16 protein-coding genes are annotated in these 14,158 nt (G+C 67.2%); 6 read left to right on the forward strand and 10 right to left on the reverse strand.

From position 1 onward, the window contains the following. Nucleotides 1–271: 271 nt before the first annotated feature. Nucleotides 272–1,855 (reverse strand): DHA2 family efflux MFS transporter permease subunit, encoded by a 1,584-nt coding sequence (locus AAC691_RS20960; protein ID WP_342628343.1) that lies wholly within the window; start codon nucleotides 1,853–1,855, stop codon nucleotides 272–274. Between the two features lie 139 nt (nucleotides 1,856–1,994). Here AAC691_RS20960 and AAC691_RS20965 point away from each other — a divergent pair, with 139 nt between their 5' ends. After that, complete coding sequence (locus tag AAC691_RS20965) at nucleotides 1,995–2,492, forward strand: MarR family transcriptional regulator (protein ID WP_342628344.1); 498 nt, start codon at nucleotides 1,995–1,997, stop codon at nucleotides 2,490–2,492. Nucleotides 2,493–2,960: 468 nt separating this feature from the next. On the opposite strand, the gene AAC691_RS20970 is transcribed toward AAC691_RS20965, so the two are convergent. The 5 genes from AAC691_RS20970 to AAC691_RS20990 form a co-directional block, all read right to left on the reverse strand. Continuing rightward, on the reverse strand, nucleotides 2,961–3,824 hold the full coding sequence (locus tag AAC691_RS20970) for a DUF5672 family protein (protein ID WP_342628345.1): 864 nt from the start codon (nucleotides 3,822–3,824) through the stop codon (nucleotides 2,961–2,963). A gap of 122 nt (nucleotides 3,825–3,946) precedes the next feature. Then, nucleotides 3,947–4,222 (reverse strand): DUF6429 family protein, encoded by a 276-nt coding sequence (locus AAC691_RS20975; RefSeq protein ID WP_342628346.1) that lies wholly within the window; start codon nucleotides 4,220–4,222, stop codon nucleotides 3,947–3,949. Nucleotides 4,223–4,264: 42 nt separating this feature from the next. Continuing rightward, a complete protein-coding gene (locus tag AAC691_RS20980) occupies nucleotides 4,265–4,864 on the reverse strand; it encodes a DUF2867 domain-containing protein (protein ID WP_342628347.1) in 600 nt (199 codons plus the stop codon). A 120-nt stretch (nucleotides 4,865–4,984) separates the two neighbouring features. Continuing rightward, nucleotides 4,985–5,554, reverse strand: a complete 570-nt coding sequence (locus AAC691_RS20985) for a class I SAM-dependent methyltransferase (protein WP_342628348.1) — start codon at nucleotides 5,552–5,554, stop codon at nucleotides 4,985–4,987. Nucleotides 5,555–5,737: 183 nt separating this feature from the next. Next, complete coding sequence (locus AAC691_RS20990; RefSeq protein ID WP_176638979.1) at nucleotides 5,738–6,697, reverse strand: LysR family transcriptional regulator; 960 nt, start codon at nucleotides 6,695–6,697, stop codon at nucleotides 5,738–5,740. Between the two features lie 149 nt (nucleotides 6,698–6,846). On the opposite strand from AAC691_RS20990, the gene AAC691_RS20995 reads away from it, so the two are divergent. Both AAC691_RS20995 and AAC691_RS21000 read left to right on the forward strand, forming a co-directional pair. Beyond that, a complete protein-coding gene (locus AAC691_RS20995; protein WP_342628349.1) occupies nucleotides 6,847–7,398 on the forward strand; it encodes a hypothetical protein in 552 nt (183 codons plus the stop codon). Next, complete coding sequence (locus tag AAC691_RS21000; protein ID WP_176638981.1) at nucleotides 7,398–8,384, forward strand: NAD(P)H-quinone oxidoreductase; 987 nt, start codon at nucleotides 7,398–7,400, stop codon at nucleotides 8,382–8,384. The genes AAC691_RS20995 and AAC691_RS21000 overlap by 1 nt, the downstream gene beginning before the upstream one ends. A gap of 116 nt (nucleotides 8,385–8,500) precedes the next feature. Here the strand turns inward: AAC691_RS21000 and AAC691_RS21005 are convergent, their stop codons facing one another. The 4 genes from AAC691_RS21005 to AAC691_RS21020 all read right to left on the reverse strand — a co-directional run bounded on the left by AAC691_RS21005 (nucleotide 8,501) and on the right by AAC691_RS21020 (nucleotide 11,409). Then, complete coding sequence (locus tag AAC691_RS21005; RefSeq protein WP_342628350.1) at nucleotides 8,501–9,142, reverse strand: YdcF family protein; 642 nt, start codon at nucleotides 9,140–9,142, stop codon at nucleotides 8,501–8,503. An 85-nt stretch (nucleotides 9,143–9,227) separates the two neighbouring features. After that, complete coding sequence (locus AAC691_RS21010; RefSeq protein ID WP_342628351.1) at nucleotides 9,228–10,289, reverse strand: FtsX-like permease family protein; 1,062 nt, start codon at nucleotides 10,287–10,289, stop codon at nucleotides 9,228–9,230. Continuing rightward, the gene (locus tag AAC691_RS21015; protein ID WP_342628352.1) at nucleotides 10,282–10,950 is read right to left on the reverse strand and encodes an ATP-binding cassette domain-containing protein; all 669 of its coding nucleotides are present in this window, start codon (nucleotides 10,948–10,950) and stop codon (nucleotides 10,282–10,284) included. Before AAC691_RS21015 ends, AAC691_RS21010 begins: the two co-directional genes overlap by 8 nt. Before the next feature lie 21 nt (nucleotides 10,951–10,971). Further along, entirely contained in the window at nucleotides 10,972–11,409 is a 438-nt protein-coding gene (locus AAC691_RS21020) for a hypothetical protein (RefSeq protein WP_246285812.1), read from the reverse strand. Between the two features lie 51 nt (nucleotides 11,410–11,460). On the opposite strand from AAC691_RS21020, the gene AAC691_RS21025 reads away from it, so the two are divergent. From AAC691_RS21025 to AAC691_RS21035, 3 genes are read left to right on the forward strand one after another with little or no spacing between them, the layout of a single operon-like run. After that, complete coding sequence (locus AAC691_RS21025) at nucleotides 11,461–12,150, forward strand: chemotaxis protein CheW (RefSeq protein ID WP_342628353.1); 690 nt, start codon at nucleotides 11,461–11,463, stop codon at nucleotides 12,148–12,150. Then, complete coding sequence (locus AAC691_RS21030) at nucleotides 12,143–13,579, forward strand: protein-glutamate O-methyltransferase CheR (RefSeq protein ID WP_342628354.1); 1,437 nt, start codon at nucleotides 12,143–12,145, stop codon at nucleotides 13,577–13,579. The genes AAC691_RS21025 and AAC691_RS21030 overlap by 8 nt, the downstream gene beginning before the upstream one ends. Then, nucleotides 13,576–14,154 (forward strand): chemotaxis protein CheW, encoded by a 579-nt coding sequence (locus AAC691_RS21035; protein ID WP_342628355.1) that lies wholly within the window; start codon nucleotides 13,576–13,578, stop codon nucleotides 14,152–14,154. The genes AAC691_RS21030 and AAC691_RS21035 overlap by 4 nt, the downstream gene beginning before the upstream one ends. Nucleotides 14,155–14,158: the final 4 nt, after the last annotated feature.

The following is a 14,158-nucleotide window of genomic DNA, read 5'->3' on the forward strand; positions in this document are numbered from 1 at the left end:
TTCTCCCGTGAGATGCGCCATAACTGTAAGGCACCTTACAATTATGACGCAATGGTCCTGTTTTTGCAAGGAGCGATCGCTCTCATTCGGCGCGATCCGTCCAACCGTGAAATGCATGGCGGAACCTCATGGCGACAAGGCGCTATCATCGCGAGACGGAAGAACGATGACTATTCTTCATGGGGATGGGGTCGAGCTTTCCGATTCGTGGTGCGTGCCTGTATGCGGGCGAAGTCCCGTCTCTCGTGATTGTATCGCCCTGAATTGTCCATCAGTGGATAGAGGCGGGGGCGGCGCTCCGCCGCTTTCGATCGGGCGAAAGGAAGAAACAGAGCGGAACAACGCTGAAGGCGAGAAGCCCGATCATCATAAAGACCTCGTTATAGGCAAGGAGAGAGACCTGGCTCATAAAGGTCCGGTAAAGCCGATACGGAGCATATTGGCTTGCATTCGCGGGCGACATTCCGGCATCGAGCGCGGCTTGTTTCGCTACGGCCAGATAATGCTGGTATTCCGGCCTGTACGGAGACATCCGATCCACCAGATAGGCCTGTTGTCGTTGCTGCGCCTGGATGACTGTCGCGGTAGCAAGAGATATGGAGAGTGAGCCCACATAGTTGCGGGCCATACTGAATATTGCCGACCCATCGGCGTTCAATTCGCGGGGTAATGTCGAATAGGCGGCTGTTGAAATCGGGACGAAAAGAAAGCCGAGCGATGCTGTCTGAAATATACGAAATAACACAAGATGAGAAAAATCTATGTCCGGTGTCAGACGAGCCGACGCAAACATGCTGGCTCCCATCACCAGGAACCCTGTGGCTATGATCGCGCGAACCTGGACGACGCCCATCATGCGGCCGATGACAGGAATCATCAGGATCACGACAGTACCGCCGGGTGCCAGGAGAAGTCCGGACAGCGTGGCCGTGTAGCCAAGCACCTGCTGGGCAAATTGAGGCACGATCACCGCCGAAGCGTACAGCACGGCGCCCATCATACCCATCAGGAACGTCCCGGCCGCGAAATTCCGGTCTTTGAAGATGTCGAGATTGACCAGGGGATGCCGAGCGCGTCTGAGCCAGACAACGGCTCCGATGGTGCCGGCGACGCCACAGACGGCCATCGCGGTGACGAAAGACGAGCCGAACCAGTCTTCGTCCTCGCCGCGGTCGCACATGATCTCCAGGCCGCCGAGGCCGAGCGAGATCAAGGCAATCCCGATGACGTCCACCGGTTGACGCGCCGGCCGCTCCCACGGCGGGTCCTCCACGAGCAACGCCACCCCGATCATGGTGAGAATGCCAAAGGGCACATTGACGTAGAAAATCCAACGCCATGAAAAATTATCGACGAGATAACCGCCGAGCAGCGGTCCCATGATCGGACCTACGATCGTCGCGATCGCGGTCAGGCCGAACGCGGCACCGCGCTTGTCCGGTGGAAAGGTATCAAGAATGATGGATTGCTGGTTGGGCTGTAGGCCGCCACCGAAAAAGCCCTGCATCAGGCGGAACACGATCAGCATCGGCAACGATGTCGAAAGCCCGCACATGAATGAGCAGACCGTGAACATGGCGATACAAATCATGAAATATCGCTTCCGTCCCAAAACTTTGCCAAACCATGCCGAAATCGTCAGCACGATTCCGTTGGCGACGAGGTAGGAGGTGAGCGCCCACGTCGCATCGTCATAGGAACTGCCCAGGGCGCCGGAAATGTGTGGTAGCGCGACATTGATGATGGTGCCGTCCAGAATTTCCATGAACGCGGCCAACGTGACCGTCACCGCGATCAGCCACGGATTTGCCGAAGGGCGCCAGCTTCCGCTAGCCGCATTGGTGCCCTCGCTCATAGCGCGGCGCGTCTCGGGAAGAGGCTTAGTCCATTGATATGTTTATAGGGATCAAGATACTTTTCCATCGACGGATTACCCAGTAAGCCTATACGGCCTACAGACTATTTGTAAGGCAGCTAACAGAGTCAAGGGCAAGATGCAGATACCTTCCGAAAGAACCGTCATATCGGCAGATATCCGGCAAAAAATGGCGACGGTTCTCGACGCCGATGCCATGTCTGCCATTGAGTTGATGTTCTCCCTCCGTTCTGTCGTGCAGGGATTGGATAATGTCTTCACGCGATGGCTGGAAAAAGACGCTCTGACGCCGGGGCGGTGGCAAGTCCTTGTTATTCTATGGGCGGCGGATGCTCCCATTCCGCACCGTGTGATCGTCCAGACGCTGAAGGTAAGCCGCGCCACCGTTTCCGGCCTGGTCGAGGCCCTTCTGGCCCAGGCTTATGTTGAGGTCGCGGAAGATCCGCAGGATCGACGTCAAGTTCTTGTTGCCCTGACCTCAAAAGGCGAGCAGACGACATTGCGCTTGCTGCACGAAAATACACATCTTTTGCAGCATATATTCCGGAACATAAGGGCAGAAATTCATGAACTTAAAAATATTTTATCAAGAATAGAGGGAAACCTGAGCCGCTGACAGACGAGTTATAATGGAAGCAGTTGTCGGGGGTGGCCGACACAGTCCGGCGGGCGTTGAATGTGAGCGCATCCGCGACGCGTTGGAGGGGAGACATGCTCACCGGTTCTCGGTGCCGGATTTCGTCAACGCGCCGCTGCGGAGCAATATCCCGGAGGGTTGTCGTCGGGACATGTATGCGACGATCCGCGAGAGGCCGACTATACCACAATCGGGAAGCAGGCTGATTCCGGCCACTGTCTAATGAACCGGTGTTCAGAGGGTCGGAAGTCCGTGCGGAATTCGGCGCGGACATGTGGACCTATGTCTGCCAGGCGGGGTTCTCCCGGCTGGCGATCAATACCGTCGATTACCCCGCCGGAATCGCAATGACGGCATACCGGTGAATGATCTGTCGGCGGTCCGAACCCAGCCGGACCGCCGGGCAGCATCGCGTGACGGGACGGTTCCACCCCATCGCAGTCCGCCCTATATCTCCAAAAGCATTTTGGCCAATTCCGGCGCCACGCCGGCCTGGCGGAAATGCGCGTCCAGCCCGTCCCCGTCCACGCAGGCCAGCAGCCGCCGCATGGCGGCATGCGCGGCCGAATATTTTTTCACCGCCAGGCAGCAGGCCGCATATTCCAGAAATTCACGGCTCCTGACCAGGCCCACGGGCAGTGCCGCGGTGATCTCAAGCAGATCGTCATCGCCAAGATGGCGCCACAGATTGAAAAAACCATGAAATCCAAAGGTCCGTCCATCCGGCAGCGCGCGCTCGTACGCGAAACGGCGGGCCAGGGCCTCCGGCGCGAAAACGATGCCGAATTCGCTCTCCAGCCGGGCGGCCAGCACGCGACAGATCATCTCGTCCTCGCCCAGCCCGGCCGTCTGCTCAGGCGCGATCTCCGCCGCCGCCTTCAGCAGCTTGCGCGACCGAAGGGAGAAACCGCCATTCCCGACCCGGCGCTGCGCATGCCAGTCCCACACCGCGCCGATATAGTCATAGGCCGCGAACGCCCCGTCCCACGCCGTGCCATCCAGCACGAAACCATCCCATTGCACGATCAGCACATGGGTCGTGTCGATATGATGATGAAGATCGCGCAGGATGAAGCGCGAATACGCGTCCCGGCTGGCAAGGGCGGGAATGGCGACATGCTCGATCCCCGCCGCAAGCGTCGCAGGCCGCGCCGACGACAGAAGCACGGCCCTGTCGAACCGCATTTTCAGGCATGACCGCCGCAGCGCATCCGCCGCAAGCTGCGGCATGATGTCGTCCACCGCGCAGATCGTCAGACTCGGGGGCAGGTGGGAAACCTGCCGCGGCGGGCCCTGTGTGCCGGACGACATGCGGGGAAGCCCTCTCTCTCTCTTTCCATCCGGCGCGGCGAAGCGACGGCCAAGGGCATCCCATAGGCCGCCCACCCCACGCTGTCGAGAGCGCCCGCCCTCCGAGCGTCAGGACCTCCCGGTCACGTCTTGCCGTCTCGCATGAACAACCGTTCGAACAACGTGCGCGACCGGGCGAAGCCCTCGTCGGTCAGCACGACGGATTTCGCCTTGCCGACCGGGTTGCCGATCAGGCCCTTCTGGTAAAGACGGTCGAGCACGTCCCAGTCGAAACCTTTCCAGGCGCGGCCGTCACGATCCAGCGTCAGGGACAGCAGCGCGAGCACGGCATCGTCGATCGCGCCAATATCGATCGCGCCAATGTCGATCCGGCGCTCGGTTTCGTTCTTGCGCGGCATATTCACGTCCTTCCCCAAGCCCGCCGCATGGCGGGATCGCCGCTACCGGGCCGGCCACCCGCGCTGCCGGGCGCGATCCAGCGAATCGCGCACCACCCTGCGATGAAACGGTAGGATAAGGGCAATATACGCGCGCCCCAGCAGACGATTATAGAAGACGAGCGTGGTCACCGTCAGCCGGCGGGGCTGCCCTTGAGAGGCCGGCTGCACGAGCAGCGACACGCGGAAATCGAGATGCGCATCGTCCTCGCCGATGATGATTTCGCCATCATGCCGCGCGTACACCCGAAAGAAATTGATCCGATCGCCGCCACCGGCCCGAAGCCCGGCCGTGCTCCGAATGCCGAAGGGCCGTACAAGACCGTCCCGGACTCGCAGCAGCATCGCGACCCACGCGGCAGGCTGCGCGAAGACGTGCCGCGCGAGCACCTCCACGTCATGGGACGCGGCATCCGGCAGATCCACCGAAAACGCGTCGGCAAAATCGGCGCGGGCATAGGTCGAACGCAGCCGCGACGCCGACGGCAAGCCGACCTGCCGGACACGCGCACCGGCGGGTTCCCCGGCGGCCTCGATCGATGGACAGCGCGATGGAACGGGACAGAACCCCGGCATCGCACGATCCCCTGCAGCACGCGGCATCTCGTCCTCCCTCGACCCGACCTCTCCTGACCAGCCGCGCCATCCAAGGCACGCGATCCGAAGGATTTCAGCCAATTCATCCTGACCGCAGCACGCGGGCCGATCAAGCGACGAAGATCGTCAATCCGCCGGGGCATCGGCCCGGCGCGCGGGCCAGACATACAGCGCCGCCGCGCCGAGAGGCCCGGCGGTGTCCCGGGACGCGGCCACCACCCTGTCGCGGAACCGGAAGGAGAGCGAGACCACCGGCGTGCCGGGCGCGAGCATGCGATCGAGGAACCCCGCCAGTTTCGGCATCGGCTGGATCATCAGATAGCACGTCACGCCCGCCGCATCCGTCAGGTCGCAATCGTAAAAATTCCCCCTCCGTAGCGATACGTTGGGCAGGTTGCGGGTCCGCAGGCGCGCAATCCAATAGGGAAGGGGCGATATTTCGATCCCCCGGATCCGGGCCGTGGGAAAAGCGCGCGCCAGTGCGATCACCAGCGCGCCCCAGCCGGAGCCCAGCTCATACACGATCGCGTGTTCGGCCAGGCCGGCCTCTTTCAACAGCGCGACGACATCGGCGGCCTCGACCGAACGCGACGACAGCGGCGGAACCCCGGTAATGCCCTGGCAGAGAAGCAGCGACAGGCAGAGCCCGAACACGATCAGCAGGGCGGCGATCGAAAAATATTCAAACCCGGACATCTGGCGGCCGATCTCGCAGAAAGGGCTGGAGGAAGGAAGCCGGAACGGCCCTGGCATGCACATTACGGCGCGAAACATTTGTGAAAACCCCGCCCGGGGAAGAGGGAGCGGCCCGCTCGGCATTCATCGCTTGCCGCCGGATGTTCTCCCCAGCTCATCCATATCCGCGATGAGCCGGATCGCTCACCGCCCCCCGTTCTCCCGCCGCCCATCGGCATGCTGAGATGTCCAGGACTCCCAGAGGGGAGGGGACCCGATATGAGTCCGCAAGGCGTCGGTGAATAGCTTCAGCCGTGGAGAAGGGCGCGGCAGGGCGCGCAGCAGGTGGATTCCCGCGCGACGGGCATTCCAGGGCTCGCCATCGCACGATAGCCGGACGAGCGTACCCGCTCGCACGTCGGCCCAGACCACCCAGGCCGGGAGAAACCCGACCCCCATATGACCGAGGGCCGCCAGCCGAAGCGCCTCGAAATCGTCCGAACGGAAGGCGCATGCCGCGCCGTCGGCCCCGGGTCCGCCCAGCACATCGGCCCAGCCCAGCAGGTCGCCGCCATGCAACTTGTCGAGCAGGCGATGGACCGTCAGATCCGCAGCCCGTTCCGGCATGCCATGTGTCGCCAGATAGGAGGGGCTGGCGACAAGCAGGCGCGCCGTCTCGGCCAGCCGGGTTGCGATCAACGTGCTGTCGGCCAGGTCGCCGATACGGATCACGCCGTCCAGCCGGTCAAGCACCGGGTCCGCCATCCGCTCCGTCAGGTCGAGTTCCACCGCAAGGCCGGGATGGGCAATCATCAGCTCTTCCAGGACTGGAATAACGTAGCGCTTGCCGAAGGTCGGAAAGCAGGCCAGCCGCAGGATGCCTTCCACAGCGCCGTCGAATGCGGCGATCTCGGCGTGGATGTCGGTCAGGTCATCCAGCAGGCGCTGCCCGCGTTCGAACAGGTGCCGGCCCGCGTCGGTCGGGGTCAGGGCACGGGTCGAGCGCACCAGCAGGGTCACGCCCAGCCCATGCTCCATCGCGTCGATCTGGCGCACGATCGCAGAGGGTGTCATGCCCCGCCGGCGTGCGGCGGCCGAAAAACTGCCGCCGCGCACGACATCCACGAAGGCGGCCAGATGTTCGGCGAACCGTGGATCCTTCACGCTGCATCCCCTGTCTTTGCGTCCCGCGCAAAACCGTTTCAGATCCGCCGAGCGTTATCACGAACCGCCGCCAGGCGCATGGTCCGGCCACCGGATGAGGACGGCTCTCCCTCCCCGGCATGAACCGAAAAGAAAAGGAGTCTCGGATCATGGTCGCCCTTACCGATCATATTCTGTCGCAGTCCGCCTACAGCGCCGAAATCGATCTTCCCCTGGAACGGATCGACATCGCCGACTGGCTGTTCACCCTGCCGGAGACGGAATATCTACGCTGCTGCGCGCCCGACCATATCGCGGCAGGCATCACGACCACCGAGGATGGCCGTCGCATGTCGATCAATGTCGAGATGATCGGCACCGGGCTGGTCGTTCAGCATTACGTGGCCGAGGAGGCGACTCCGAGCTATTGCCGGATGAATTCGATCTCCGACGTGTTCACGCCCAACGGCCGCACGCAGGTCAATGTCGTCTGGGAACTGATCGCCGAGGCGATCGACGGCAAGCGCACGCGATACATCAATCGCGTCACCGCGCATCCCACCGAGGATTTCATGCAGTTCATCACCGCGCACGGCTTGGCCTATGACGACGTCGCTGCCGCGCGTCAGGCGGCGGGCGGTGATCATAACCGCCGCGAGACGCCACTCTTTGCCGCGTCCATCGCGCGTCGCGCGCTGGCCCGCCAGGCGGAGACCGTGTGATGAAGGGCGTCGTTTATGATCGCTTCGGGGCGCCCGAAATGCTGCATCTGGCCGACGTGCCGATGCCGGAATTGCGTCCGGACGACCTGCTGGTCCGGGTCGCGGCGGCTGGGGTAAACCGCGCCGACCTGATGCAGCGCGAGGGCTTCTACGGCGATCGGCATTTCGGCGAGAGCGCTTTGCTTGGCCTGGAACTGGCCGGCGAGGTGGTCGCCACCGGCTGCGCGGTGACGGCGTTCCGTCCAGGCGAACGGGTTATGGCGATCGTCGGCGGCGGCGCCTATGCCGCGTTCGCGCGCGTCGACCAGGGGATGGCGGCACGGGTGCCCGATGGGGTTTCGCTGGTTGATGCCGGCGCGATCATGGAATCCTTCGTCACCGCCTGGGAGGCGGCGTCCCATCTCGCGGCGCTGGCGCCCGGCGAAAGCGTGCTGGTTCATGCCGCAGCCGGCGGTGTCGGATCGGCGGTGGTGCAGGTGGCGCACGCCTTGGGCGCGCGGGTCTATGCGACCGCTCCGGCATCGCGCCTCGACGCGGTCCGGGGGATTGGCGCCGCAATGGTGTTCGATTATCGGACGGAGGATTTCGAAGCCCGGATCAGGGAAGAGACGGACGGCCGAGGGGTGGATGCGGTGATCGACTTCGTGGGCGGCGCCTGGCTTGCGCGCAACCTGCGCAGCCTGCGTCCAGGCGGCCGGCTGGTGCAGGTCGGTATTCTGAGCGGGGAAGACGACGCGGTCATTCCGCTGAATCTCCTGCTGCACAACCATCTGCGGCTGATCGGCACGGTCATGAAGTCGCGCACTGTGGATGAGAAGCGCGCGATGATCCGCCGCTTCGCCGAGGGCGCCCTGCCGCTGTTCGCGCAAGGCACGTTGCGGCCGTTGGTATACCGCGTCTTCCCGTTCGCACAGGCGGCGGCGGCCCATGCGGAAATGGAACGCGGCGGGGGATTCGGGAAGATCCTGCTGACTGCGCAGGCCTGATGAAGGGGAAACAAGCAGCGGCCTGACATGCCGTTCGGAACATGGACCATCGGGGACAGGGTCGATGGAGATTTAAGCCCCTCAAGGCGAGGCGGCGGATTTCCCGGGCGGCGATATCACCGCCCCCCGCCGTCCCGCCGTCCGTACGCATCCATGTCCCGCGCCAGCCCCAGGCTGGCCAGGATCCATTTGTCATATTCCGTGGCGATCACCCGCAGCGACGACACATGGTAGGGATCGCGCAGAACCGGCGGCTGGATCGGATAGGGATACAGCGTCACGTCGGGCAGCGTCCGGCCGATCTCCATCATCGCGCGGCGGATATGGTACCCCGCCGTCACCACGATCAGCGACCGGATCGCATTGTCCCGCGCCCAGGCGGCGGTTTCGTCCGCATTGCCGATGGTCGACGTCGCATGGCGCCCCAGCGTGACGCGCGCCCACATGTCGGGCGGCGGCATGGCGCCGGGCGCCACGGGCTGCAGCCGCACCGCCACACTGGCCGGCGTGGCATGCGGCGCCACGCCCGAAATCAGCAATCGCCGCCCGCGCGCGTCGGCCAGCAGCCGCAGCGACGCCTCGATCCGCCCCTGACCCCCGGTCAGCACCACGATCCCGTCCGCCCGGGGCGGCATCACCGCCGGGCGCAACGCATCATGAACGAACCAGGCAAATCCCCCCGCCCAGATCCCGCCGAACAGCACCAGGCCGGCCAGCGCCCCGCCCAGAAAACGCACAGCCGCCGCCCGCCCGCTCATGCCGGCAAGCCCCCAAGGACAGACCGTGGACGGTCGGCTCCGCTGCTCGCTGCGATCATGGGCAGGCGGCTGATGGGCAGGCGGCTCATGGCAGCCGGCGCAGCCAGCCGCGCACCGTCACCTGCGTGGTCAGCCAGCCGATCAGCGCCGCCGCCGGCGCCAGCGCCAGCAGCGTCACCACCAGCGGCACCGGCAGCACGGACAGCATCCCCATCCAGCCGCCCCCCATCCAGCCACCTCCCGGCAGGCCCGCCGGGGCAGGGGGCATGGCGGCGGCCGGCCCGTCGGCGGCAAAGGGCGCCGCCACCCGCGACAGCAGCACCAGCACCGGCAGCGCCAGCACGCTGCCGATCAATCCGCCCAAACAGGCCAGCAGCGCCGTCCGCCGTGCGAAACGCCCGGCGATATAACCGTCGCTCGCCCCCATGGCATGGATCAGCTCGATCGGCTGGCGCCGCGCCCCCAGCCCGGCCCGGGTGGTGGCGGCAATCAGCACGATCGCGATCCCTGCCACGATCAGCACCGCCAGGATGGCGCACAGCCGCAAACTGTCCGCCAGCGCGCCCAGCCGGTCGCTCCACACCGCATTGCGCTCCACCAGCGTGCCGGGCGCAAGCACCTCCAGCCGCCGGGCCAGCGCGGCACTGTCGATCCCGCCGCCGCCCGGCGCCAGATGCAATTCGATCACCGCCGGCAGCGCCAGGGCGAAATCGCCGTCCCGGCCCAGCCACGGCGCCAGCAGCGCCGTCAGTTCCGCCTTGCCCAGCCGGTGCACGCCCGACGCGCCCGGCATGTCGGCCAGCGCCGCCAGCACCGCATCCACCCGCGCCGGCGCCCCCGCCGCCCCGACCGCCATCCCTCCGGCCGGGGCAGGATCAGCCGGGGCAGGGGCGGCGGCATCGTCCGGCTGCGGCACCTGGATGGTCACGATCGACGCCGCCCCGGCCGACCAGCGTTCCGCCAGCGCCTGCGCCCCGGTCGCCCCGGCCAGCGCCAGCGCCGCCAGCACGGCCATCGCCGCCACCATCAGCGGCAGCAGCCGGTCGGGAATCGCCTTGCGCAGCGCCAGCCCATCGGCGCGCCGGGCCCGGCTCCATCGCGCCAGCCGTCCGGATTCCGGCCGGTATTCCGACATCCGCTCAGCCATCGCGCACCAGCCGGCCCTGGGCCAGTTCCAGCGCGTGCGCCGGATAGCGGCGGATCAGCGTATCGTTATGGGTGGCCACCACGATGGTGGTGCCCAAACCCGCCAGGTCGCGAAACAATTCCATCAGCCGCCCGGCCTGGTACTCGTCCAGCGCATTGGTGGGCTCGTCGGCCAGAATCAGCGCCGGCCGGTGGATCACCGCCCGCGCGATGGCCACGCGCTGCTGCTCCCCGCCGGAAAGCTGCGGCGGGCGCGACGCCGCCCGCTCGCCCAGCCCCACCCAGTCCAGGATCGCCCGCACCTCGTCGCGGATCTCGTCCTCGGGCCGGCGCTGCAGGCGCAGCGGCAGCGCGATATTGTCGAAAACCGGCAAATCCGGCAGCAGGCGGAAATCCTGCTGCACGATGCCGATCCGCCGGCGCAGCCGCGCCAGCGCCGCCCGCCGCGCCCCGTCCACCGCCGCGCCCAGCACCTCCAGCCGCCCCGATGTCGGCCGCGCCCCCAGCGCCAGCAGCCGCAGCAGGCTGGATTTCCCGGCCCCCGAGGGGCCCAGCAGCCAGCGGAATCCCCCCTGCGGCACGTCGAACGACACCTGCCGCAGCGCCGCGCCGCCCGGGCCGGCCGTGTCATAGCGAAAACTGACGTCGCGCAGCCGGATCACGCGGGCCGTCCGGACGGGCTCTTACATCTCGCGCGCGGCAATGGCGGCCAGGGTCGCGCAGACCGCGGCGGCGCCCATCATCAGCAGGCCGTCGGTCACCAGCGACCACGCGGTCAGCACATGCGACCCCACCACGATTTCCTGCGGAATGGTGCCGGCCACATGGGTCACGATGTCACGCGCCTGCGGGTCCGCGGCCGCCGCGCTGGCGCCGATCGCCCCGATCAGGCGCGGCAGCACGCTCCAGCCGACCCCCAGGATCAGCACCAGCGGCGCCAGCAATTCGGTGACCTGCTGCACGAAATAGAACAGGCAATAGAACACGGCGCACAGCGCCACGCGGACCAGGCGGCCGATGGCCAGGCGCGACGGCACGCGGCCCGCCGACGGAAGAAACCGCTCGGCGGCACGTCCCGGGTTGAAGCTGTCCATGACGATCGTCTCCGGCAACTTATGCATGGCGTGCCCGCTCTGTCGGGAACGCATCCCTGCCCGAGGTAGCCGTCACTTGTGCTAAATGCAATCTTCGGTGAATACACGATCAGGGAAACCGCCACGCGTGACAGCATTACAGCGCGCATCACAGCGCGCATCGCCGTGGCGGTCATCCGTGTCGGAGGTCATGCAACCGGGGTGTCAGGGGCCGTCGTCATCTTTCGTCTCGCAAGCACCTGCTATGCCCTGCCGGCGCCGCCGGTGCGGGAATGCATGCCTCTGCCCGCGCTCTTCCGTCCGCCCGGCACGCCGGCCCCCGTCCTGGGGCATTTCCGCCTGGGGGCCGAACGGGTGGTCGTGGTCGACCTCGCGGTCCTGCTCGGCCTGCGCGCGCCCCCGCCGGACGATGCGCCGCCCGGCGACACCGATGCCACGCTGCTCTACCGCCCTCTGCTGCTCTGCGACTCCCTTCCCTGCGCTCCCCTGGCACCGCACCGGACGGACCCCGCCGCCCGCGTGGCCTTCCTGGTCGACGGGGTGCAGGACGTCCGCCCCGCCGCCGCGCCCGCCACCCCCATCCCCGACGACATGGCCGCCGAATGGCTGACGGGGGAAATCGAACTGCCGGGCGGACGGTCCGCCCTGCTGATGGACCCGGCCCGCCTGCTGCTGGAACGCGAACGGCAGCATCTCGCGCAACTGGCCACGGCCGATTCGGTGCGCGCCGCCCTGTGGGGTGACGATATCTGGGGTGACGATGTCTGAACGCGGGCGCACCCTGGAACGGCTCGCGGCCCGCATCGTCGCGCGCACCGGCCTGCATTACTATGCCGACAAGATGGACCTGCTGGACATCATCCTGGCCCGCCGCATGGAAGCCTGCCATTGCGCCCGCCCGATGGATTATCTCTCGCTGCTCTCCGACCCCCATGGCGGCGAAACCGAATGGCGGGCGCTGGAATCCGCCGTGACGATCGGCGAGACCTTCTTCTTCCGCTACGCCGAGCAGTTCCACGCACTCGAAGCCACCATCCTGCCCGACCTGATCCGGCGCCTGCACGGCCTGCGCACCCTGCGGATCTGGAGCGTCGGCTGCGCCAACGGGGCCGAGCCCTACTCGCTGGCCATCCTGCTGCGCCGCCTCCTCGCCGCGCGGGGCGAGACGGGCTGGCGGATCGAAATCCTCGGCACCGACATCAGCCTCCACGCGCTGGACCGCGCGCGCCGGGCCGAATACGGCGCCTGGTCCCTGCGCGACCTCTCCCCGGCCGAGCGCGCCCGCTGGTTCCGCCCCGCCGACCGCGACCGGCACTGGATCCTGCGCGACGAATACCGGCGCATGGTCCGGTTCGAATACGGCAACCTCATGGACCTGTCCGCGGGCGGCGGCCCGGCGGGCCCGTTCGACCTCGTCCTGTGCCGCAACGTGCTGCTTTATTTCGAGCCCGCCCGCGCGCTGGACCTGATCCGCCTCCTGGCCGGCCGCCTGTCGCCCCATGGCTGGCTGCTGCTGGGCCATTCCGACCCGCTGTCGGAATGCGGCGCGTTCCTCGAAACCGTGACCTTCCCGGGCACGCAGGCCTTCCGCCTCCCGGGCACGCGCCTCGGCCCGCCGCCGCGTCCGCGTCCCGCCGCTTCCGCCTCGGCCCCCGCCCCCGTGCCCGTGCCCGTGCCTGTGCCCGTGCCCCGCCGCCGTCCTTCCGCCGCGCCCGTCATCGCATGCGCGTCCCTGCGCGACGCAACGGCCGCCGCCGCCGCGGTGCGCGACCTGGCCGAGGCCGGCGCGCTGGACCAGGCGCTCGCGTGCTGCGCCGCCGCCCTGGCCGACCATCCGCTGGATGCCGGGCTGCATTTCCTCTCCGGCATGCTGGCCGCCGGCGCGGGCGATCCGGCTTCGGCCGAACACGGGTTCCGCCGCGTAATCTATCTCCGCCGCGACCATGTCATGGCTCATGTCCACCTCGCCCACCTGCTGCACGATTCCGGCCAGGCGGGCGAGGGCAGGCGCCTGCTGCGCCAGGCCCGCATGCTGCTCGAACGCCTTCCGCCCGATGCCCCGGTCGCCGAAGCCGGCGGCCTGACGGCGGCCGGCCTGCTGCGCCTGATCCGCCCGGACGGCACCGATCACGATGACGAACTGCCGCAGGCCGACGCGGCGGCAGCACTCCCGGCCCTGCGCGGGACAGGGACATGACCCAGGATACGCCCAGAGACACGCCCAGAGACACGCCCAGGGACACGCCCCAGGACACATCCCTTGGCCGCGCCACGCTCTACGCGCGCGCCACGATGCAGGAACGCGCCCGCCTGTTCGCCGCGCGCGGCGAACAGGCGGGCGTCCAGGACGGGCCCCGCCGCTCCGCCGTCATCCTCGACATCGACGGCCAGGGCTACGCCATCGACGTGCCCCATGTGCTGCGCGTGACCGACCCGGCCTGGTGCGCCATGCCCATGCGGCCCGACTGTCCAGCCGGGGTGCGGGGCGTCTATGGCTATGGCGGCAATCTCTATACAGTGTTCGACCTGTCGGTCCTGCTGGGCGGCGCGCCGATGCGCGCGGCCGGCACCATGGTGCTGCTGCGCCCGGCGTCCGGCCTGTCGGTCGCGCGTTTCGCCCTGCTGGCCGGCGCCACGACGGGCGTCGCGGACATCGCGGACGCGTCCGCCGGCCCGTCCACCCCGCACCCCCTGGCCGTCCTGCCGGACGGCCGGGTGGTCGCGGCGCTCGATCCCGCGCGCCTGTTCGCCGCACGCCATTTCGGAGTCTGACCCG

It is taken from the genome of Nguyenibacter vanlangensis, assembly GCF_038719015.1.
GTDB classification, from domain to species: Bacteria; Pseudomonadota; Alphaproteobacteria; order Acetobacterales; family Acetobacteraceae; genus Gluconacetobacter; species Gluconacetobacter vanlangensis.

Excerpts from the sequence above, each read along its gene's own strand:
- AAC691_RS20965 (WP_342628344.1), top strand. The coding sequence starts at position 1,995 with ATGCAGATACCTTCCGAAAGAACCGTCATATCGGCAGATATCCGGCAA.
- AAC691_RS20995 (WP_342628349.1), top strand. The coding sequence starts at position 6,847 with ATGGTCGCCCTTACCGATCATATTCTGTCGCAGTCCGCCTACAGCGCC.
- AAC691_RS21020 (WP_246285812.1), bottom strand. The coding sequence starts at position 11,409 with ATGCATAAGTTGCCGGAGACGATCGTCATGGACAGCTTCAACCCGGGA.
- AAC691_RS20975 (WP_342628346.1), bottom strand. The coding sequence starts at position 4,222 with ATGCCGCGCAAGAACGAAACCGAGCGCCGGATCGACATTGGCGCGATC.
- AAC691_RS21030 (WP_342628354.1), top strand. The coding sequence starts at position 12,143 with ATGTCTGAACGCGGGCGCACCCTGGAACGGCTCGCGGCCCGCATCGTC.
- AAC691_RS20960 (WP_342628343.1), bottom strand. The coding sequence starts at position 1,855 with ATGAGCGAGGGCACCAATGCGGCTAGCGGAAGCTGGCGCCCTTCGGCA.
- AAC691_RS21035 (WP_342628355.1), top strand. The coding sequence starts at position 13,576 with ATGACCCAGGATACGCCCAGAGACACGCCCAGAGACACGCCCAGGGAC.
- AAC691_RS20970 (WP_342628345.1), bottom strand. The coding sequence starts at position 3,824 with ATGTCGTCCGGCACACAGGGCCCGCCGCGGCAGGTTTCCCACCTGCCC.
- AAC691_RS20980 (WP_342628347.1), bottom strand. The coding sequence starts at position 4,864 with ATGCCGCGTGCTGCAGGGGATCGTGCGATGCCGGGGTTCTGTCCCGTT.
- AAC691_RS21005 (WP_342628350.1), bottom strand. The coding sequence starts at position 9,142 with ATGAGCGGGCGGGCGGCGGCTGTGCGTTTTCTGGGCGGGGCGCTGGCC.
- AAC691_RS21000 (WP_176638981.1), top strand. The coding sequence starts at position 7,398 with ATGAAGGGCGTCGTTTATGATCGCTTCGGGGCGCCCGAAATGCTGCAT.
- AAC691_RS20985 (WP_342628348.1), bottom strand. The coding sequence starts at position 5,554 with ATGTCCGGGTTTGAATATTTTTCGATCGCCGCCCTGCTGATCGTGTTC.
- AAC691_RS21010 (WP_342628351.1), bottom strand. The coding sequence starts at position 10,289 with ATGGCTGAGCGGATGTCGGAATACCGGCCGGAATCCGGACGGCTGGCG.